This window comes from Fusibacter sp. A1 (assembly GCF_004125825.1).
GTDB lineage: Bacteria > Bacillota > Clostridia > Peptostreptococcales > Acidaminobacteraceae > QQWI01.
Window position 1 is genome coordinate 240,646 of sequence record NZ_QQWI01000006.1, and the last position, 19,138, is coordinate 259,783.

17 protein-coding genes and 1 other annotated feature are annotated in these 19,138 nt (G+C 45.3%); of the genes, 5 read left to right on the top strand and 12 right to left on the bottom strand.

The genetic code is table 11. From position 1 onward, the window contains the following. Positions 1 to 9: 9 nt before the first annotated feature. A complete protein-coding gene (locus tag DWB64_RS10450) occupies positions 10 to 630 on the bottom strand; it encodes an HD domain-containing protein (RefSeq protein WP_207713457.1) in 621 nt (206 codons plus the stop codon). A 146-nt stretch (positions 631 to 776) separates the two neighbouring features. Between DWB64_RS10450 and DWB64_RS10455 the strand changes: the two genes are divergently transcribed. Next, positions 777 to 2,060, top strand: coding sequence for an MFS transporter (locus DWB64_RS10455; protein WP_129488178.1), 1,284 nt, complete (start codon positions 777 to 779; stop codon positions 2,058 to 2,060). Positions 2,061 to 2,115: 55 nt separating this feature from the next. Here the strand turns inward: DWB64_RS10455 and DWB64_RS10460 are convergent, their stop codons facing one another. Continuing rightward, positions 2,116 to 2,676, bottom strand: coding sequence for an AAA family ATPase (locus DWB64_RS10460; protein WP_129488179.1), 561 nt, complete (start codon positions 2,674 to 2,676; stop codon positions 2,116 to 2,118). A 114-nt stretch (positions 2,677 to 2,790) separates the two neighbouring features. On the opposite strand from DWB64_RS10460, the gene DWB64_RS10465 reads away from it, so the two are divergent. After that, positions 2,791 to 3,996: a DNA glycosylase AlkZ-like family protein gene (locus tag DWB64_RS10465; protein WP_129488180.1), complete on the top strand. Its 1,206-nt coding sequence runs from the start codon at positions 2,791 to 2,793 to the stop codon at positions 3,994 to 3,996. A 125-nt stretch (positions 3,997 to 4,121) separates the two neighbouring features. Here the strand turns inward: DWB64_RS10465 and DWB64_RS10470 are convergent, their stop codons facing one another. From DWB64_RS10470 to DWB64_RS10480, 3 genes are all read right to left on the bottom strand, one after another. Next, positions 4,122 to 5,306 carry a metallophosphoesterase family protein gene (locus DWB64_RS10470; RefSeq protein ID WP_129488181.1) on the bottom strand — a complete coding sequence of 395 codons (1,185 nt, stop codon included), beginning with the start codon at positions 5,304 to 5,306 and terminating at the stop codon, positions 4,122 to 4,124. 114 nt (positions 5,307 to 5,420) lie between these two features. Further along, positions 5,421 to 7,793, bottom strand: coding sequence for a valine--tRNA ligase (locus DWB64_RS10475; RefSeq protein ID WP_129488182.1), 2,373 nt, complete (start codon positions 7,791 to 7,793; stop codon positions 5,421 to 5,423). A gap of 67 nt (positions 7,794 to 7,860) precedes the next feature. Next, positions 7,861 to 8,094: a binding site (T-box leader), on the bottom strand. A 346-nt stretch (positions 8,095 to 8,440) separates the two neighbouring features. After that, the gene (locus tag DWB64_RS10480) at positions 8,441 to 9,493 is read right to left on the bottom strand and encodes an NADH:flavin oxidoreductase (RefSeq protein ID WP_129488183.1); all 1,053 of its coding nucleotides are present in this window, start codon (positions 9,491 to 9,493) and stop codon (positions 8,441 to 8,443) included. A 109-nt stretch (positions 9,494 to 9,602) separates the two neighbouring features. Here DWB64_RS10480 and DWB64_RS10485 point away from each other — a divergent pair, with 109 nt between their 5' ends. Continuing rightward, entirely contained in the window at positions 9,603 to 10,811 is a 1,209-nt protein-coding gene (locus DWB64_RS10485; protein ID WP_129488184.1) for a DEAD/DEAH box helicase, read from the top strand. Between the two features lie 76 nt (positions 10,812 to 10,887). On the opposite strand, the gene DWB64_RS10490 is transcribed toward DWB64_RS10485, so the two are convergent. Then, positions 10,888 to 11,532 (bottom strand): class I SAM-dependent methyltransferase, encoded by a 645-nt coding sequence (locus DWB64_RS10490; RefSeq protein ID WP_129488185.1) that lies wholly within the window; start codon positions 11,530 to 11,532, stop codon positions 10,888 to 10,890. A gap of 143 nt (positions 11,533 to 11,675) precedes the next feature. Here DWB64_RS10490 and DWB64_RS10495 point away from each other — a divergent pair, with 143 nt between their 5' ends. Then, complete coding sequence (locus DWB64_RS10495; protein ID WP_129488186.1) at positions 11,676 to 12,524, top strand: DMT family transporter; 849 nt, start codon at positions 11,676 to 11,678, stop codon at positions 12,522 to 12,524. A 54-nt stretch (positions 12,525 to 12,578) separates the two neighbouring features. On the opposite strand, the gene DWB64_RS10500 is transcribed toward DWB64_RS10495, so the two are convergent. The 3 genes from DWB64_RS10500 to DWB64_RS10510 all read right to left on the bottom strand — a co-directional run bounded on the left by DWB64_RS10500 (position 12,579) and on the right by DWB64_RS10510 (position 15,862). Further along, positions 12,579 to 13,469 (bottom strand): NAD(P)-dependent oxidoreductase, encoded by an 891-nt coding sequence (locus DWB64_RS10500; protein WP_129488187.1) that lies wholly within the window; start codon positions 13,467 to 13,469, stop codon positions 12,579 to 12,581. A gap of 89 nt (positions 13,470 to 13,558) precedes the next feature. After that, entirely contained in the window at positions 13,559 to 14,809 is a 1,251-nt protein-coding gene (locus DWB64_RS10505; RefSeq protein ID WP_129488188.1) for a 4Fe-4S dicluster-binding protein, read from the bottom strand. A 141-nt stretch (positions 14,810 to 14,950) separates the two neighbouring features. After that, positions 14,951 to 15,862, bottom strand: a complete 912-nt coding sequence (locus DWB64_RS10510; RefSeq protein WP_129488189.1) for a phosphotransferase family protein — start codon at positions 15,860 to 15,862, stop codon at positions 14,951 to 14,953. 211 nt (positions 15,863 to 16,073) lie between these two features. Between DWB64_RS10510 and DWB64_RS10515 the strand changes: the two genes are divergently transcribed. Beyond that, positions 16,074 to 17,357, top strand: coding sequence for a sulfite exporter TauE/SafE family protein (locus DWB64_RS10515; protein WP_164980354.1), 1,284 nt, complete (start codon positions 16,074 to 16,076; stop codon positions 17,355 to 17,357). A 49-nt stretch (positions 17,358 to 17,406) separates the two neighbouring features. Here the strand turns inward: DWB64_RS10515 and DWB64_RS10520 are convergent, their stop codons facing one another. The 3 genes from DWB64_RS10520 to DWB64_RS10530 form a co-directional block, all read right to left on the bottom strand. Further along, entirely contained in the window at positions 17,407 to 18,276 is an 870-nt protein-coding gene (locus tag DWB64_RS10520) for an AraC family transcriptional regulator (RefSeq protein WP_129488191.1), read from the bottom strand. A 78-nt stretch (positions 18,277 to 18,354) separates the two neighbouring features. After that, entirely contained in the window at positions 18,355 to 18,846 is a 492-nt protein-coding gene (locus DWB64_RS10525) for a cysteine hydrolase family protein (RefSeq protein ID WP_129488192.1), read from the bottom strand. Then, positions 18,843 to 19,055 carry a cysteine-rich CWC family protein gene (locus DWB64_RS10530; RefSeq protein WP_129488193.1) on the bottom strand — a complete coding sequence of 71 codons (213 nt, stop codon included), beginning with the start codon at positions 19,053 to 19,055 and terminating at the stop codon, positions 18,843 to 18,845. Before DWB64_RS10530 ends, DWB64_RS10525 begins: the two co-directional genes overlap by 4 nt. Positions 19,056 to 19,138 lie beyond the last annotated feature (83 nt).

Below are 19,138 nucleotides of genomic sequence, written 5' to 3' on the forward strand. Positions count from 1 at the left end.
TGAAGTCTATCAGACTCTCTCTCCCCATTCGCTATAGAATTCCTCTAAGAACTCAAGCATAAACAGATGTCTCTTCTCGGCGAGTCTCGTTCCTGTTTCAGTATGCATCAAGGCTTTCAGTTTCAGGAGTTTTTCATGAAAATGGGATATGCTATCTTCTCCCGGCGCATCGGGTGTATGCTCAGGCGAGTAAATCGCCCTACCTGCATGTCCGCCAAAAGCGAAAGTTCTAGCGATTCCGATGGCTCCTAAAGCATCTAGACGATCCGCATCTTGCACGATCTTCCCTTCTATGGTTGTAAGCACATGTTTGTTTTTTCCGCCTTTAAAGGAGATGTTGTTGATGATGTAAATAACATGGTCGATCTGCTCGTCACTTATTTCAGAACCCCATAGGCAGTCCTTTACCATCCTCGCCCGGTCCTCGTCACCATATCCCAACTTGTGATCCATCACATCATGAAGTAGCGCTGCGATTTCAATCACATCGGTATCAACAGCCCCCTCCCCTTGAGCGATAAGAAGAGCTGCTGAGTAAACCCGTTTAGTGTGATACCAATCATGTCCCGAAGTATCCCCGTTCAGACCGTTTTTTGCGAAATCTATTACTTTTCTTATTATAGCTTTCAAAATAGACCTCCTTTTTTTATTATCAATCAATTTTATCAAGTAGCATATTAATTATATCAATTTCTCATATACTTCTAGTTTGTCTCTAATGTTCTCTTAATGATTTCTGTATATACTTAGTTCATCTTATTAAAGGAGGACTTATCATGTCAACTTCATCATCCCTCAATCGGACTGAAAAAAGAAACACCTTTTTGCTTATAGCAGGACTCGGGGTTTCAAGAATCGGCACACTCGCATTTAGTTTTGCAATTGGCTTATACATACTCAATCGTACCGGTTCCGGCATGTCATTTGCGATTTCGATGATTCTAAGTGCGCTTCCTCGTATTATTTTATCACCTTTGGCCGGAATCTGGGCAGATAAGTTCGACAAGAAAAAAATCGCAGTCATTGGAGATCTGCTAAGTGGTATAGTTGTTCTGTTCTTGCTATTACAGCCGTCAATATCCATTATTTCATTGTTTATCGTGACGGCATTGCTTTCTTCAATCAACACCTTCTTTGATCTCGCGCTTTCAGCAGCCATTCCCAATATGGTACGCGAAGAGAACTTAATGAAGCTGAACGGTTCAAAAGAAGCTTTCATGGCCATCGCCTCTATCATGGGACCGGTAGCCGGTGGCATCATGTATGGATTCGGTTCAATTGAATTTATCATCTTGATCAATGGTGTATCCTTCATATTATCCGGTATTTCAGAGATGTTCATCGACTTCAAGGTCAACTCGACCATGGAGCAACCAGATCAAAACACCAAGCTTAAGGAATCTTTTGTCGTCGTCAGATCCTTCATCAAGAAAAACCCGGTATTTTCCTATATGCTCATCTTGTCCTTAGGATATAATTTCGCCCTAACCTTTGGAATCAACGTACCGCTGACTTATCTGATGAACACGATCTTAAAGATTGATCCAAAGTTCATCGGTGTGATTGAAGCCGGTTTTCCAATCGGGGCACTTCTTGGTGCGATCTACATCTCGCGCGGTGCTATCGAAAACGCCTATAGGAAGATGTTTATCAGTTCCACTCTTCTAGGCCTTGGAATCGTCTGTGCGGCACTGCCTTTTGTCTTTAAAATCGACTTTTCCCAAGTATTCAACGTCATTTACCTTGGAGGCTTTTTCGTAATTGCCGGATTCACCCTATCCGTGATCAACGTACCTGTCGGTACGAGAATGCAGCAACTGATTCCAGAAGAAATCAGAGGTCGGGTCTTCAGCCTATTCGGTGTGATCGGCGGACTTTTAGTTCCTTTCGCGCTGCTTTTAAGCGGGTCCCTTATCGAGATACTCTCAGCGCAACCGCTCATTATCGCAGCTGGTATCCTGGTAGTCGTGCTTACTTTCCTCTTTATGACCAAACCGGAACTCAAGGTCCTGTTTGTCGATTCTAAGGACAGCGAGCAGCATATAAAACAGGCAGTCTGATCAAAAAAGTGAGAACCGCATTCCACGATCATAGAATGCGGTTTTTTTATACACGTTAAAACTCAAAAAACTCAATAATCTTATCGGCGACAGCTTCAGGTGTCATCTTGGAATTGTTGATTCTTAGGTAATTGTTATGATCGACTTCACCTGGTTCTGAGTTAAGTCTGTATTTTTCAAGGCTCTTTACCAACTCATTGTGTGACCGCTGTGTATCCCGCTTAGAAGCCTTTTCCTGTAGCCTTAGCGGAGTCATATTCCGATCAATTCTGGTTTCAAGATCCGCCTCCAGTTCTACGATATAGGTTTGAGCGCCGTTTTTTTCAAATAAGCTAAGTAGCTCCTTCACATATTCATACTCGCTTTCCAGGTTAAAGGCCCATACATAGGTGAAAATCATCCCCGCACCATCCGATTCAGCCATGGTTTTGAAAAGCTCTTTTCTAAAGGTATGGATGATATGCTGCGCTTCTTTTGTAGCGTAGTCGAAAAACTGAAGTGCAAGCTCGATGGTCATGTGGTTGTGAAACAGTTTAAGCCCCGTTTTTTCAGCGAGTGACATCCCTACAGTCATCTTTCCTACAGCCTGTGGTCCGGTAATCAGTACAAATTTCATAAGCGCCTCCATAAATGATATTGTCGTAAATCTTAGCATAATAGGACTTATAATTCAACACAAGTTCATCCACAATCGCAGTTTTTTTAGGTATAATGGATGTAAGGAGACGATATGAAAACTGATTATAGCTTTACCAAAACTCAAGCAAGAAGATTTATCCTACTTCATCAGCAGCTTTTGGGCGAGTCAAATCAAAACACACCGCCAAAAGAAGCCATCATGAACTATCTCAATAAGGTAAGGTCCATACAGTATGATCCCCTCGATGTGGTCGGACGCAATACTGACCTTGTTCTTCAATCAAGGGTGCACGGCTACAGACGACACTATCTGACAGAGCTGCTTTATAAAGAAAAGCTCTTGCTTGACGGGTGGGATAAGATGATGTCCATCGTCTTATCAGAGGATTGGTCCTACCTAGAACCCATAAGAAAAGCAATGACACACAGCGTTAAGGCTACTCTGAGAAACAGAAAGTCAATCGAAGCCCTTGAACTTGTCGATGCCATCCATGAACATATCAAGAAAAGCGGTCCTACACGAACCAAGGACCTTGACATGGGAAAAACAGAACGGGGCGTATGGGGCCATGGCAAGCTCTCGAGCGCCGCCCTGGACTACATGTTTCACGAAGGCAGCTTATGCGTCGAAAACAAAGAACATGCGATCAGGTGCTTTGATTTATCCTCCAGAATCGTCCCGGCAGAACACTACCATAAAAAGGTTGATTTCAGTTCAGACGAAGCGTTCTTTAAATGGTATTTGCTAAGAAGGTTATCAAGCACCGGTCTATTATGGGCCAAAAGTGGTGGCGGTTGGTTGGGTCATGGCATATCAAAGGCCACGATCAGAAAACCGCTGCTTCATGAATTACACCGTGAAGGACTTGTAAAGACCGTAGCCATCGAAGGATTTAAAGAGCCCTTCTATATGCTGACTTCTTTGACCGATTTGATCTCACAGCTTAACGATCCACCTCAACCCATCTTCAAGTTTATCGCACCACTTGACAACTTGATGTGGGACAGGGACCTCATCGAGGATCTTTTCAATTTTAAATACCGGTGGGAAGTGTATACCCCTGTCATCAAAAGAGAGTTCGGCTACTATGTTCTTCCAGTGCTAATGGGCGATACCTTTGTCGCAAGATTCGAACCCGAGCACTACAGGCAGGGCGACTTGTTGGTGATCAAACACTGGTGGTGGGAACCTGGCATAAAAGTTACCAAGAATTTGCTCAACCATAGAAAAAATGCTTTAAGACGGTTTTCGACTTATCTGGGTGCAAAGGATTTTGTCATCGAAAAAGAGCATTAAAAAGCAAAGAGGCAATCATAAAAAAATGATCGCCTCTTTTTTTATAGAATATTGAATTTGCTGGCAAAAGCCTTCACGCGTGGTAAGCGCTTATCACACAAAATGATTTTAATCGATTTTTGATGTCATAGCTGCTTATAAGTAACACCTTGATGGGTGACAAGCGCTATTTTCGGTGTGATTCCCAAATAGGCGGTTGTGACGTTCTTACCATAGTTCATTGAATCACCGCTAGAAAAAACAGTGATCACGCGACCGCCAAAAAATTCCTTAACGCCTTCCTTTTCCGCCTCATGTCCTCTAAACAAGACATCGATCCCCAAATAAGCGCTATAGGCTTCAAAGTGTTCCCTATTGTACTTGAAGCGTCCTGAGTCCCAGTTTAGTTCGATATCACCTTCTCTAGGGTCGCTCCAGTAGATGTTCTGTACGATCGATCTGTCGACATGATCAAGAATTGACACATCAGTCAGTTTTGAGAGTGAATCGATATAATCGAACCAATGTTCCTTTTCAAGCAGAGGCCTTGCAATACCCGCATGGCAAGCCATATAAACCTTCTCATTTTTCTTGAAAACCGCAATGGTCGCCAGACTTTCAAAGAATGCAAGATAGTCAGAAAGTATCGGAGACAGGATACTTGGATTCTCTTTTTCAAGCGACCTGATAAAGGGAGGAAAATAATCGTTCGGATTCTCATGGTCTGGAATTCGATAAGGTGTCTTCACCGTCCCGTTATTCTCGATGTATCCGCCATCATGATTCCCTCTTAAGAGGTAGACATGCTCAGGAAACACATATTTAAGCGCGAAAATCCAGTCCATCATCTCAAGATGCGCCTTTCCACGGTCGACGTAATCCCCCATAAAAATCAATCGGATCGGAGTCCTGTCGGCGACTTTCTTGAAAAAGTCGCATGCTTTCAATATCGCTTTGCAGCTGATCGGATCGGAATGGATATCACCGATCATTACCGTTTCGATCGTATCCTCCACATCCGGCATGATATAGATGCGGTGGGCTCTGGCGACATGAGTTTGCAGTTTTAGTACCGGTGGAAACTGATTATGCTGCTTCAGCAACTTAGATAGACTCAGTGACTGTTCATTTCTATGAATCTTCATCACAAAAGCCATCAGGTCCTGCTGATCATGTATGATACTGCTCAAATCATCCTGAAAGACATCCCCGATAACCGACCAACGGTGGTCAATCCAGTCCGCCATTTCAAGAAGCTTTCGCTCTGTCAATTCAGGATTCCTTTTTGCAACATCAGATTTTAAATTTTCTAGTTTTGAAATATATCCCATATAATCCTCCTAAACCTCTCATAGCCCAATATAGCATAAAAGCGTTGCATCCGCCATGTTTTATGGGGATACAACGCTGATATACCAGATGATGATTTGAGGCTTAAGGCTTGTTTAGGAAAGCTGCAGATACTCGATTTCAATTGCCTGTGTGCACGCTTTCAGGTCGGATGAAACCGAGTCCAACAGGTCTTCAAACTCAGGTTTAAGGGCAATCGTAAGCTTAGGCATCGTGTCCTTCATGGATAACCCATGTTCCGACTTATACTTTCTGGACTCAGATAGGGCCGCCTTCACCGCATCGCCAAACATGAACAGCGAAGACGAAAAAGAGCTTTCAATCTCCCATTCATGCTCATGGAGCATGGACTTTTCCTCATGGCTTGTATAAAAGGACTGATAGATTTCTTCAGTGATATGGGGCATGTAGATGCCGTAGCACTTCAGTAGTATGAGAAGGGTCTCGTAAACCGCTCTTTGGGCCGATTTTCTTTCACGTTCACCATGTTTTTCGGGCTGATAAAGGCGTTCCTTGACCAGTTCGATATAGTCGTCGCAGTAGTCGTTCCAGAAAAAATCGTCGATCAGCTGTCTTGCTGTTCCCATCTCGTAACGGTCAAGCGCATCGGCCATGTCACGTGTTGTCTTTCTCGCCCGTTCTAAAATCCAGCGGTCGATAGGCAGAAGCTCTATTGAGGCATCCCTTTGATAATCCCGCAAGTGCATCAGTGAAAACTTAGATGCGTTCCACAGTTTGTTCATCAGCCGCTTGGCGGTTTCAAGTTCAGCCGTATCAAAGAAGGTGTCTGTGCCAAGCTTGTTGCCGGCAGTCCAGTACCTGATGGCATCGGCGGCATGATCCTTGATCAGGGCCTCTGGGGTCATCGTGCTGTTGCTCTTTGATTTGCTGATCTTCTCGCCTTTTTTCGCCAGTACGAATCCGCTGATCATGATGTCCTTCCAGGGAATCTCACCTGTGTGGAAGATGCTCTTGGCAATGGAGTAAAACGCCCATGTCCTTATGATTTCATGCGCCTGGGCCCTCATGCTCATGGGTCCTTTAAGTTCTGTTCTCTCGTCGGGTTCCTGCCATTTCTTATTGATCATAGGAGTCATCGACGAGGTCATCCAGGTATCCATGACGGCCGATTCGGCGCTAAAGCTGCGATGGCCGCAGGAACACGCGCTCTCAGGTGATGTCGACAGTGGATTGACAGGCAGCGCATCCATCTTGGCAAGCTTTATCGCACCGCAGGCGTCGCAGTACCAAACCGGAAAAGGAACGCCGAAATACCGCTGACGCGAAATGCACCAGTCCCACTTTAAGTTTTCTACCCAGTGGATGTACCGTGATTTCATGTAGTAGGGATGCCAGTTGATCTGATCTGCCGCATCAAGAAATGCCTGCTTGTGAGGCATCAGTGAGATGTACCACTGCTTAGAGGGCAGTATTTCAATCGCACTGCCGCACCGCTCATGGGTCTGATAACTATGGTGTAGTTGCTCACTCTTAAGCAGGTATCCGTTTTTTTGAAGCCTACCGATGATTGCGGTTCTTGCATCCTTTACACTTAATCCGCCGATATCCGGTATGTTCGAGCTCATCAAGCCGTCAGCCGTGATTGTTTCTCTGTAGGGCAGCTCGTGTTTTTCATACCAGGTAAGATCCGTTACATCCCCGAATGTACAGCACATCACAAGCCCTGTGCCCTTATCCATTTCAGCCTGGTCATCCGCCAGAATCGCAACCTCATGCCCGTAGATCGGAACCGTCGCCATTGTTCCGATCAAGTGCGAGTATCTGGAATCGTCCGGGTGGGCGAAAATGGCGACACAGCCATAGAGCATTTCAGGTCTGGTGGTTGCGATAGTTATGGGGTCGTTTTGTGTGTCGAATCTAATTTGGATAAAGTCCGTGTCCTTCTCATCCGATCCGATCTCAGCCTGGGCGATCGATGTCTGGCAGGTCGTGCACCAGAGTACCGGCGATTCTTTCGTGTAGGCCTTGCCCTCCTCGATCAGTTCGATCAAGGATCGCTGTGCGATCCGCTGGGTGGATTCGCTTATGGTCTGGTACTCAAGTGACCAATCTACAGAAAACCCGAGGGACTGCCAGAGTGATTTGAATTCAGCTTCGTATTTTTCAGTGGTTTTCAGGCAGAGCGCGCTGAAGGCTTCCCTTGACAGATCCTTGGCCCTTATCTTCTGTTCACGTTCCACAAGCCTCTCTGTGGGTAAGCCGTTGTCGTCAAAACCGAAGGGATAAAAAAGATTGTACCCCCTTATGCGTTTGTATCTTGCGATGATCTCGGCCTGGGTATACGAAAAGATATGGCCGATGTGGAGCGAACCGCTTACTGTGGGTGGTGGCGTGTCGATACTGAAGACCGGCTTATATGAAGTTTTGTCATAGGCGTAAAGGTTTGCGTCCTTCCACAGGTCCTGAATTTTTTTGTCTTTGCTTTTAAAATCATAACGTTTTTCCATTCTACTCTCCTTGTCTTCAAACATCAGCTATCCTATCATGCCAATAAAAAACGCCCTAAGCATATATGCTTAGGGCGACTGTTCGCGGTACCACCTAAATTAAGAGTAAACTCTTATCTCATCATGTACAGAGAAATCCTCGATACATTATCCAGATAACGGCGGAATCCGTTGGCGCCTACTTTACTTTTCGGGCCAAAGCTCAGAGACTACTTCGAGACACCCTTCACGAAGATTTTCACCGTCCATCTTCTCTCTAGGCATCGGGTGTGCCTGTACTCCTTCTCGTCATTGCTCAAATTTTATATTGGACTCATTATAGATCTAATATTCAAATAAGTCAACAGGGAGGGGTGAAGAGTTTTTTGAAAAAAAAAGAGGGGGACGAGGGCTTTACCTCGCTTTGCTCGGGTTTTACCTTTGTGCTTCGCACTCAGGGCTTTACTTCGCTTGCGCTCAGGCTGTACTCGCTTTGCTCGGATTGTTGTGGCCTTTGGCCACGCAAGAGCTGTATTAGCCGTGGTCGAAGGCCACGTACAACCCAAGCGTCAGCGCCGTACAGCCTGAGTGCGCAGCACGAAAGTATAACCTGAGCGCAGCGAAGTACAACCCTCTCAAAACTCAATCAACTAAACTCCCTTACCCTTCTACCTTTTTAACTCTTTCAATCTCCATGGACATTCGTTTCCGTTCGTTCCATATTTACATCTTGGCTTGCAGTGGTAGCAGACATTCACACTCTCGCCCGCTATGGCTTTGATTCCCCAGTTGGGATCTGCCAGTATCGCTCTTCCTAGGGCGACAAAATCGCAGTGACCCTCTTTGACCAGCTTTTCCGCTTGTTCAGGGTACCTGATGCCGAACACACATGCTACCGGTATATCCGTGTGCCTTTTAATGACTGAACCCATATAGGTGATCTGTGAAAATTCGAAATCCGCTGGAACTTCGACATCGCCATAGACTATCCCAGACGAGACATTCAAAAGATCAACGCCTGCCCTTTCGAGCTCCTTCACAAAGATAATGTCCTCTTCGAAGGAAGGATCGTTCACTCCGTATCTGTAACCTACCACAAAATCAGGACCGGTCGCTTCCCTTACCGCCTTTACGATTTCAATGCCAAGGCGCATCCTGTTCTCGAGTGTGCCCCCGTAGCCATCTGTTCTTTTATTTGATTTGCTCGATGCGAACTGGCTAAGCAGGTATCCGTGCGCTCCATGGATCTCCACGCCGTCAAGTCCTGCGGTTTTAGCCCTTACGGCAGCCTTTACAAAGGCTTCTTTCACTTCATTGATCTGCTCAAGTGTCATCTCAAGACACTCTTTGGCATCTGTTTTCAGGGGTGATGCTCCATAAACCATAGGTCCTACCGATTTATCGCCTGCATGGACCAGCTGTACAAGGCTTAGCGATTTATTTTCACGGCATGCATCAGCCATCTTGATAAACTGCGGGATATGCGCATCGTCCCACAGCCCAAGTTCGGTGTCGCAAAGACGCCCCGACTTTAAAATGGCAGTCGCCTCTATCACGATCACACCTGCGCCGCCCTTGGCCCTTAGTCCGTAGTGCGATGCCCTATCATGCGTTTCAAATCCCTTATCGTCCGCCCAGTTGAAACATACCAAAGGCGGCATCAAAATCCTGTTCTTCACTTCTATCTTATTGACTCTTATGCTTTGGTCTAAACTTGACATAATTATTCCTCCGTTTGTACCTATTCTAACATACTCAGAAAGTCCTTTGTAAAAAGATTAAACTATGATAGACTGTATCAGCTTATACTAGAAAGTTAGAGGAAGAATGATGAATACATTTAAAGCACTCGGGATCAACGACTCGCTCGTCGATTTGTTGGCCCATCAAGGGATAAAAACACCGTCACCTATCCAATCGATGACCATACCTACCATTTTGGACGGTACCGATGTCATCGCACAGGCCCAGACAGGAACAGGAAAGACACTCGCCTTCTTGCTTCCGATCTTTCAGACGATCAATCTGGACTCAAGGGAAGTACAGGGACTCATCGTCACGCCGACAAGAGAGCTGGCGCTCCAGATTACTGAAGAAGCCAACAAGCTCGCAGGCGATTCAGAAATAGGTATCCTATGCGTCTACGGCGGACAAGACCTTAAAAAGCAGCTGAAGAAACTGGATAAGGGTATCCATCTCATCATCGCGACACCCGGCCGTCTCCTTGACCATCTGCACCGCGAGACGATTGTTCTTGACCATCTTAAGGCACTCGTGCTCGACGAGGCCGACCAGATGCTTTTGATCGGATTCAAGCAAGAGGTCGAGCTTATCCTAAAACGTACAAATAGAAATAAGCAGAGCATGTGTTTTTCAGCGACACTCGACAAACATGTGAAAAAGCTTGCCTATAAGTTTATGAACAACCCTGTCGAAATTCAGGCGCAGTCAGAAAACGTGACCCTGGATGTGATCAGGCAAAAGGTCATTCTTGCGACGGACCGTTCCAAGCAGGAGGCGCTGATCAAAGAACTTGAAGCGACCAATCCTTTTCTTGGAATCATCTTTTGTAGGACCAAAAGAAGAGCCGATAAGCTAGAGGGCGACATGACTAGGCTAAAGATGTCTGTCAACAAGCTTCACGGCGACATGTCGCAGTCAGCGAGACAGCATGTCATGAAGAGCTTCAGAGATGCAAAGTTTCAGTTCCTGGTCACCACGGATGTCGCTGCAAGGGGTATCGATGTGACCGGCATCACACATATCTACAACTATGACATTCCAGAAACACCGGACAGCTACATCCACCGAATCGGAAGAACCGGTAGAATGGGAGACGATGGAGCGGCAATCACGTTCATCTCACCAAAGGACAAACCGCTTTTAGTTGCCATCGAAAACGCCATCGGTAAAAAGTTACCAGTCACAGAGCATAAGTCCGAGCATTTTGATAATGTCAGCGACATGAAGGATAAGATGCACCATGTGCGTGTCGAAAAGAAACACGTCCCTAAAAAAGGCCACAGGTCACGTCGCTAGTAGCTGCATCTACCCTATGAGTCACTACAAACTAATAGAACAGCCCAAGAAGAAATAGTTTCTTCTTGGGCTGTTTTTAATTTCTTCTGAAAGTGCAAATTCTTTTTTCATCGCAGTAGAGGATGCTTAAGTCCAGTTGGACTGCGATTTCTGAGAGCGTCGTCTTATTGAAAAACGAGATATGTGTCTCATCCCTTCTATACCACCATTTTTTAAAGGCTTCCTCGTCGTTATAGTGGAAGAGCGTCATGACAGCCAGTATTCCTCCTGGCTTCAAATGCTTCTTAAACAGTTTGAAATAGCTAAGTGGGTCAGAAAGATGTTCGATCACCTCTGTCGAGACAATCACATCGTATGTCTTTTCCTCATAGACTTTTACCGGTTGAAAATGAAGATCGTAATGGTCGACATTGAAGTCTGTGTCCCTTTTGATCACTTGTGACAATACCGGTTCCGGTCCGCTTCCAAAATCAAGCAGTTCACCGCTTGAGGAAAATGGCAGCACCGCCTTGTCGACAAAGTCTTTGAACATGTTCACATAGCCCTCGTCCTCAATGGTGTTGTTGTGCAGGTCATAGACCTCACGCTCCCTTTTGAAATCGACGGTCTTACTGTCGTCCATCTGAATGAACTCGCAGTTCACGCAGTTGTAATAAGCTATATCAAATTGGCCGTCATAGATTGTTTTCGTATCCGACCCGCATATTTTACATTTAACCATGGTTGACCCCACCTTTATCAGTTCTTACAATTTGCTAACTTATCATACCACACTTGAAACCTAGTCTCAATTGGTTATAATGGGATGATTGGTGATTGGTGATTGGTTACGGATGATAGAGGATAGAAGAGGGATGGTGTGTGATGGATCATAAAAAAAGGGCGATTGTTACGATGCTGGTTTCCGCGTTTGCGTTTTCGCTGATGGGTGTGTTTGTAAAGATGACAGGGGATATCCCCGTGATTCAAAAATCGGTCTTCAGAACCGTCACCATCATGGTCATCTCTTACTATATGATGAAACAGCAAAAGGTCAACTTATCCGAAATCAGGCATATTAAACTGCTTGGTATCCGCTCTGTCACAGGTACTGTAGGCATCATACTCAACTACTATGCCATCGACCATCTGATACTATCCGATGCCAATGTGATTTTCAGGCTCAGCACGATCTTTGTCATGTTCTTCAGCTGGATTTTTCTAAAAGAGCGTATGAACCACACCCAAGGACTTGCGGCGATCATCGCCTTCAGCGGCGTGGTGCTTATCATCAAGCCTCAGTTCGCAATCGAAGTGATACCCTATGCGTTGGCACTGCTTGGAGCGGCTTCTGCAGCCGGAGCTTACACAGCCCTAAGAGCTCTTGGCGGAAAAGAAAAGCCGGTACTGATCGTCTTCTTCTTCTCGCTTTTTACAACGGTGGTCTTGCTGCCCTATGTCGCATTCACCTTTGTCCCCATGACTCTGTCTCAGTGGATATATGCTGTTGCGGCGGGCGTTTGCGCGGCTGTCGGCCAGTTCGGTGTCACCTTCGCCTATAAGTACGCACCCGCCAGAGAAGTATCCATCTACAATTACTACGGCGTCATTTTCTCTGCCATGTTCGGTATGATCTTCTTTGGCACCTTCCCAGACGGCTGGAGCCTTGTTGGATATGTCATCGTATTCGCGTCCTCCTATCTGATGTATTACAGCAACAAGATTAAAAACTGATTCTATTGTTAAAAGCTTGCGCAAAGAGACACGGTCCCTTTACGCAAGCTTTTCTTATCTTGTCGATTTTAAATTATCAAGCACCTTTTGAGAAAGCCTGCCCTCAGCCTGTCTCGTGAATCCCGATACCTTTTGAGTGGTGATCACCCGGTCCATACTACTTAAGATATCCGCCTTAGACCCTAAGCCTCCCCTATCTGTAATCAGAAAGTTCGAAGGTCTAGCGATCCACTGTTCAAACGCATCAAGTTCAAACGTGGGTTCCAACGACGTATTGATCAGAATCTTGCCGTTTCCAAAAGCTTCAAAGGCCTCATTGTCCATCACTTCTGTGAACTTTGGCAGGTGGGTCGACACCATCTGTGCCTCACTTAGCATTTCATGAAGGGGTCTAAAGCTCAGCCAGTCCGATTCCAGATGTTCTTTCCGAGTTCGGCTATAATAGACCACCTTCATTCCAAAGGCCCTTGCACGCTCTGCGAGCATGTATCCTGTAGTGCCAAGACCGATGATACCGAGTGTCTTGCCTGTGAGCTCCTCTTGCTTTTCTGAAAACTGATAGGCTCCAAAACCGTGCAAGAGCCTGATGAGTTCGCTGATGATGAACTCTACAAGACCTTCGTCACCGTAATCCCTGACACCCAGCACTTTGATTCCCTTGCTTCTTGCGTATGCGATGTCGACATTCGCGCTTTTTTCGTCATACAGACTGCAGCACATCCCGATATACTTGATCTCAGGGCACGCGTCGATCACGGCCCTTGTGACAGGGGTTCTCCATGAGACCAAGAGCACATCAGCCCCACTCGCCCTAACAATCGCCTCCTGTTCATCCACAGGATCCGAATCGTTCATCACCAGTTCCTCACAGTACTTCTTCAACTCCTCATATGCCCAGGGTTCAAGGCCCGTTTGATCAAGGTTTACAATTTTCTTATATGTCATTATGTCACTCCTTTTGTTTTTTTCCATCGTACCATTAAACCGACATTAATAAAAGTAAAGCGCTACCACTTTCGCGGTAACGCAACTTCTTACTTGAACGCCTTGATCAACTTTTGCAGATAGACCGATCTGAACTGCTCGCTTGCCATGGCTTTCTTTACAGGTGACAGTTTAAGAATGGATGACAAGATCGCCGCCATCGCGCGGTGGCTGTAAAGGGCGTCGTTGTCAAAAACAAGATTTTGAAGCTGACCTTTTTCAATGGCCATCAGCACCGTTCGGTGCACCGAGCTATCCGGCGTGATGATTCTTTTTTCGCGCTGGTTCAGATCGAGGGCGTCTATGTTGCAGCTTCTCACACAGATGCCACAACCCAGGCACACATCTTCAAGTACCACCGTCTTATCACCCTGCTTCTCAATCGCGTCGACAGGACACCTGCTCACGCATTTACCGCAGTTGACGCATTTGTCGTTGATATGTGCGATAAAGTTGGTGGTTTCAACAGGATGGAGGTTTCCAAACCGCTTCACAGCAAGAAGCGCCTCGCAGCAGCAACCGCAGCAGTTGCAGATATAGCCGATGCCCTTCTTCACATTTTCACCACACTGCACAAGGTTGTTCTCATAAGCCTGATGAAGCAGCTCCATGCCTTCCACCTTGTCCACTCTGCGGGCATATCCGTTTCTGATCAGCGAATCGCCGACCGCACCGAAGGTCATGCAGATATCCATGGGTGCGTCGCAGGCCCCCTGTTCTGTGTGCGACATCTTATGTCTGCAGTAGCACATGCTGATTCCCATATGTTCTTGAGTCTCTATGTAGTAGCTCGCCTTTTCAAAGTCCAAAATCTCGACCATCTGCTCAGAGCTCAGAACGCTTTCGTTCACATAAGCCCGTATCATGTTGGTCTCTGTTCCTGTGAACAATTGCTTCACAAAATCCTCTTCCTGGTTCAAATACTGATAATAGAGCTGTCCCAAGACCTTTTGGTCCACATCGCCCCTAAGCCTCATCATCGAAAACTCGAAGAATCCCGCCATCGGCGGAGGCAGCACATAACGCATGCCCATATCCGTTTCGATATCGATAAGGACAGCCCGGCTTGCAAGCCCCGTCAGGACCTTTTGAGCCTCTTCCTCAGGCATCGACCACCGCTTTGCGGCACCCTTTACAGTTACGGGTCTTATAGGTAGCTGAGCGACAAGCTCCGCCTCTTTCTCGCTGAATAACATTTTTAAAATCGAATAAAGTGTCTGTGATGGTGGAGCCCCCTGCGGCATTTTATTTATCCTATCCACCAGCTTCTCGTAAGATCCTCTTGCGGTTACATGTGACATAAATAAACCTCCCTAACCTACTTCCATTATGCCTTTTGGGAGGTCATTATGCAAACCAATTGTCAGACAATTCAAAAAACAACCCCAAATCGTGCCAGTCACCAAATGAACCACGTCAAATCGTGCCTGTCACCGAATGAACTATAGTCCGGTGGCTTCTGATATGATTTCCTTAATTTGGTCCAGTCCGCTTAGGTCCTGGATCGTCCTGTTTTTGCATTTTCCCATGAGAATCTTCAGGATCTCCCCTCCAAAATCATGAATCAATAGCCCCTTGTATAGCTCTTCTATTATCTGCTTATCATCAAGGCCTTCGAAATAGTAGCGTATCAAGGTCTTATCGCAGCCGAACAGATCAAAGCATATGGGTGCATGCTCGTAATAGCTGGGGGCGATCGTCGTGTCTGCAAAATCGATGATATGGACATGACCTACCTTGTCGATCATCACGTTTTCTGCTGTTAAATCACCATGCACATAACAGCATGCTTTAAGGTCGATACCGCTCAGGTAATCGGCCAATGCCTCCTGTATTTTATGCGGATAAGCCTTCCATCTTTGACCAAGTATCACCCTGTCGACCAGTCTCTCCTGGGCGATCATGGGTTTATCACAATCATTCATCTTATCTACAAGACTTCTGATCTCAAACGCGAATGCCCTTTTTTGATCTTCTGGCATCTTTTTCACCGCATGGCCTGCTTCTGCCGCATCTAGGTATTCAAGAAGCAGGTATTCCCATTTATACCGATCGACAACAAATCCACTGGCAATGATTTTAGGTGTGTTGATCCCCAGCTTGACCGCCCGATCGATATGAAAGGTCTCGATTTCAAAATCATCCTCCGACCATTTTTTCACTTGTGTCGGAACAAAAATTTTAATGACGTGCCCATCCACTTTGAACACGCCGTTGGTTCCTGGTGTCAATCCTAGGATCGCAGCAGGCTTTTCCATTCCTTCTTTTTCATATATCTGAAAGATGATGGGTCTAAAGAATTCCGGATCGTTAAAGACCTCACACCATAATTCCCAAGTCAGTTCTTTTACCATAAAATACCTCCATTTATGATTTTATCATATGTAATTCCTTTGACACAATCCACGCTTGATTATAGTTGTTTGTTCTCTAAGAAAATATGAGTTCAGCCGGTCACCAACTCAACTGGACAAATTGTCCGAGTGTTTAACGTTTTTCTCTTCGATGATTCTCCCCAACAAATGTTACAATGATTTAAAATGCATAAATCGATATGGAGGTCGCATGAAATATACATTAAAGATTGACGGCATGACCTGTGCTTCATGTAAGAAAAGAGTTGAAAAGATTGTCGGTAGCATGGATTCAGTTACTGCCGTAAGGGTAAACCTTGATCGTCATACCCTTACCTTCGAAGCGGATGTCTATGATAAAACCAAGCTTTCAGCTTTACTCGAAAAAGATGGTTATGCCATCGCCGGTTCAAAATCCATTCTTGGCACCATTCTACTAGTCGCCGTTTTACTAGGACTGCTTTATGTCAGCAATCAATTTTACGGTCAATACGGAAGCTCCTCCTTTAGTGGATCCTTAGGCATGATCGGTGCCTTTATTTTTGGCCTGCTGACCTCTTTCCACTGTGTGGGAATGTGCGGAGGCATCGCCCTATCGAGAGCGAAGTCAGAGGATAAGGTCCGTAATTTTATTGCAAGCATCCAGTATAATTTTGGTCGCATACTCACCTATTCGGTGATCGGAGGATTCCTAGGACTGATCGGTCAGGCGGTCACCATCACCTTTAAGACCAGAGGACTTCTGTTCCTGTTAATAGGCGCTGTCATGCTTCTAATCGGACTGCACAATAGCGGCATCATCAGATGGCGGATCAACTTACCGGTATTTTTCCGTCTGAAAACTAAGAATGAGTCATCGAGCTCCTTCTTTGTAGGCATTCTAAATGGATTCATGCCTTGCGGCCCCCTGCAGACCATGCAGCTATTCGTTCTCTCTACAATGAGCTTTATCAAAGGATTCACCTATATGATGGCGTTCGGTCTTGGCACCTTGACGCTTATGATGCTGCTCGGCAATATCGGCGCATTCATTCCTAAGAAGTACAACCGATACGTACTGAAAACAAGCGGACTGGTCGTCATTTTTATGGCTATGCTCATCATCAACCAGGGTCTTGTCGGTTTCGGCCTAAACCTTCCCTTAAGCAGGCTTAAAGCAACGGCGCCTTCTTATACGGTCAGTAGCTTTGAACTCTCCAGCGAGGATACACTTGATTTCGCTCCAATTGAAGACGGCTATCAGATTGTCAATATGACCGTTAAAAGGTTCTATGACCTTGAGAATGTCAAGGTGAAAAAGGATATTCCCGTAAGGATCGTCATGGACGTCGTCAGCCTGTCACCTTGCATCGATACGATCACCATTCCTGAATACGAAGTGGTAAAAGGACTTGCGGTCGGTACTGAAGAAATGATCTTCACCCCAAATAAAAGCGGTGATGTGGTCATCACCTGTTGGATGAACATGGTGACCACTTATTTAGAAGTCGAGTAAACAACAAGCGAGCCGATCACATGATCGGCTCGTTTCTTTTTATCGAATTTTATTTTATTGGCACATAGATATACATTTTCGAAGTTGCCTCACCCGGTTTGAACTCCTTGCCGTAAAGCTCGAAATCATGGGCATGGACAACTTCGTATCCGCTTTCGGGCAACCACTTTGAGTAAATGGACTTATAGGTTTCGCCCATCAGTGCGGGATCGCCGATATGTGTGAACACGGCGTATTTCGTATGCGGTATCTCCCAGTAAGTCATTCCCTTTGGTAGATGTTCACCGTCACTTACTTCCACACATGCCAGATACCTGATATCATTTACGGCATCCAGATCAATGTCTTCCAGATTTTCAATGAGCGGCTCGCACATTCCATAATACTGCCCGACCTTGGTCTGATTCTGGATTTCTGTGACTCTCTGATTGAACACACCCCATAGTTCCGGTATTTCATAATTCTGATTGGTTCCCTCATACAATAGACCTGCTACTTTTAGCGGGCCGATTTCTTTAACTATCGGTTTCACTTCAATACCTCCCTGAACAACAACTAATTGTCTTGCGTCAATAGGAGAGAGAAGATACTTGCTATAATCACCTTTTCTGAACTTTGCAGGTGATACGCCAAAATAGTTGCTAAAGGACCTTGTGAACGATTCTTGAGAAGAAAACTGATACTCAAGTGCAATATCAATAATCCTTTCATTTGAATCTTTGAGCCTGACCGCTGCCTCACTAAGTCTTCGTCCCCTTACATAATCTACGAGCGTATGCCCTGTAAAGGAATGGAACAACCTTGAAAAGTGGCATCTGCTAAATCCACTCACCGATGTCAGATCTTCGAGTGTAAAAGGTTGATTTAAGTTTTCTTCAATATATGAAAAGATATTATCCAGCGCGCCAATATAGTACATTTCAAACCTCCTATAATCAGCATACACCTTTTAAAGATTTAATTCTTACCATTTTGTGCTCAGCTAAGCTAGCGTAAGTTATTCAAGTAGCTTAGTCAGAATTCCATACGTGATGCTTTCACTGATTGATTCTACAAATTCGACATTCTCCTTAATAGGTCCTGCCACCGCATTTTTCAAAAGAACTGGAGTCAAATCCAAATCAAGTGCTCCCCGATAGGTCGACAAGATACAATTCTCCGCTCGATATCCTGCTAAGACCCAGGTGTCAACTCCGCTTTCATCGACCAGCTCTTTCAAATTAGTTTTGTTGAACGCGTTTCCATAGGTCTTATGGATTATTGGGTCTTCCTCATCGGGAATCAACTGATCCAACATTTCAAATCCGTTGCTTCCAGGTAATACACCTCTTCCTTCAGCAATGTGCTTGATATAGATTACCGGCAGATTCTTACTTTTAAACAATGGAATGATTCCATTGATGTAATTACACGCCATATCCATCGAAGCTTTTGAATGCTCATCATACCAGGCTTTTTGTAGATCGATTACCAATAGACCGATTTTCATACTTTTCCTCCTTCTATCTTCTCATGTTCTTTTTTGTAAGCCGTGACACAGGACCTACAAACACATGATTCACCTCTTTTTTCTGGTGGAATTTGCTCCAGCAATCCTTTTGGCACTTTGATCGTCATGCACCAGCACGATTTAGGATCTTCACCAGTCATAAAAGCGCAGCCGTTTTCTTTACCACATATCGGACATATACCCTTCATAAGGCCACCTCATTCTCTTCAGTTTCATTTATGTTGTTGTCATGACTCTATCTACTAGGCGTATTTGATAGCTGACACCTTTT

What these genes read in the sequence shown, in the direction of transcription:
- DWB64_RS10455 (WP_129488178.1), top strand. Translation starts at nt 777, where the DNA reads ATGTCAACTTCATCATCCCTCAATCGGACTGAAAAAAGAAACACCTTT.
- DWB64_RS10460 (WP_129488179.1), bottom strand. Translation starts at nt 2,676, where the DNA reads ATGAAATTTGTACTGATTACCGGACCACAGGCTGTAGGAAAGATGACT.
- DWB64_RS10465 (WP_129488180.1), top strand. Translation starts at nt 2,791, where the DNA reads ATGAAAACTGATTATAGCTTTACCAAAACTCAAGCAAGAAGATTTATC.
- DWB64_RS10470 (WP_129488181.1), bottom strand. Translation starts at nt 5,306, where the DNA reads ATGGGATATATTTCAAAACTAGAAAATTTAAAATCTGATGTTGCAAAA.
- DWB64_RS10475 (WP_129488182.1), bottom strand. Translation starts at nt 7,793, where the DNA reads ATGGAAAAACGTTATGATTTTAAAAGCAAAGACAAAAAAATTCAGGAC.
- DWB64_RS10480 (WP_129488183.1), bottom strand. Translation starts at nt 9,493, where the DNA reads ATGTCAAGTTTAGACCAAAGCATAAGAGTCAATAAGATAGAAGTGAAG.
- DWB64_RS10485 (WP_129488184.1), top strand. Translation starts at nt 9,603, where the DNA reads ATGAATACATTTAAAGCACTCGGGATCAACGACTCGCTCGTCGATTTG.
- DWB64_RS10490 (WP_129488185.1), bottom strand. Translation starts at nt 11,532, where the DNA reads ATGGTTAAATGTAAAATATGCGGGTCGGATACGAAAACAATCTATGAC.
- DWB64_RS10495 (WP_129488186.1), top strand. Translation starts at nt 11,676, where the DNA reads ATGGATCATAAAAAAAGGGCGATTGTTACGATGCTGGTTTCCGCGTTT.
- DWB64_RS10500 (WP_129488187.1), bottom strand. Translation starts at nt 13,469, where the DNA reads ATGACATATAAGAAAATTGTAAACCTTGATCAAACGGGCCTTGAACCC.
- DWB64_RS10505 (WP_129488188.1), bottom strand. Translation starts at nt 14,809, where the DNA reads ATGTCACATGTAACCGCAAGAGGATCTTACGAGAAGCTGGTGGATAGG.
- DWB64_RS10510 (WP_129488189.1), bottom strand. Translation starts at nt 15,862, where the DNA reads ATGGTAAAAGAACTGACTTGGGAATTATGGTGTGAGGTCTTTAACGAT.
- DWB64_RS10515 (WP_164980354.1), top strand. Translation starts at nt 16,074, where the DNA reads ATGAAATATACATTAAAGATTGACGGCATGACCTGTGCTTCATGTAAG.
- DWB64_RS10520 (WP_129488191.1), bottom strand. Translation starts at nt 18,276, where the DNA reads ATGTACTATATTGGCGCGCTGGATAATATCTTTTCATATATTGAAGAA.
- DWB64_RS10525 (WP_129488192.1), bottom strand. Translation starts at nt 18,846, where the DNA reads ATGAAAATCGGTCTATTGGTAATCGATCTACAAAAAGCCTGGTATGAT.
- DWB64_RS10530 (WP_129488193.1), bottom strand. Translation starts at nt 19,055, where the DNA reads ATGAAGGGTATATGTCCGATATGTGGTAAAGAAAACGGCTGCGCTTTT.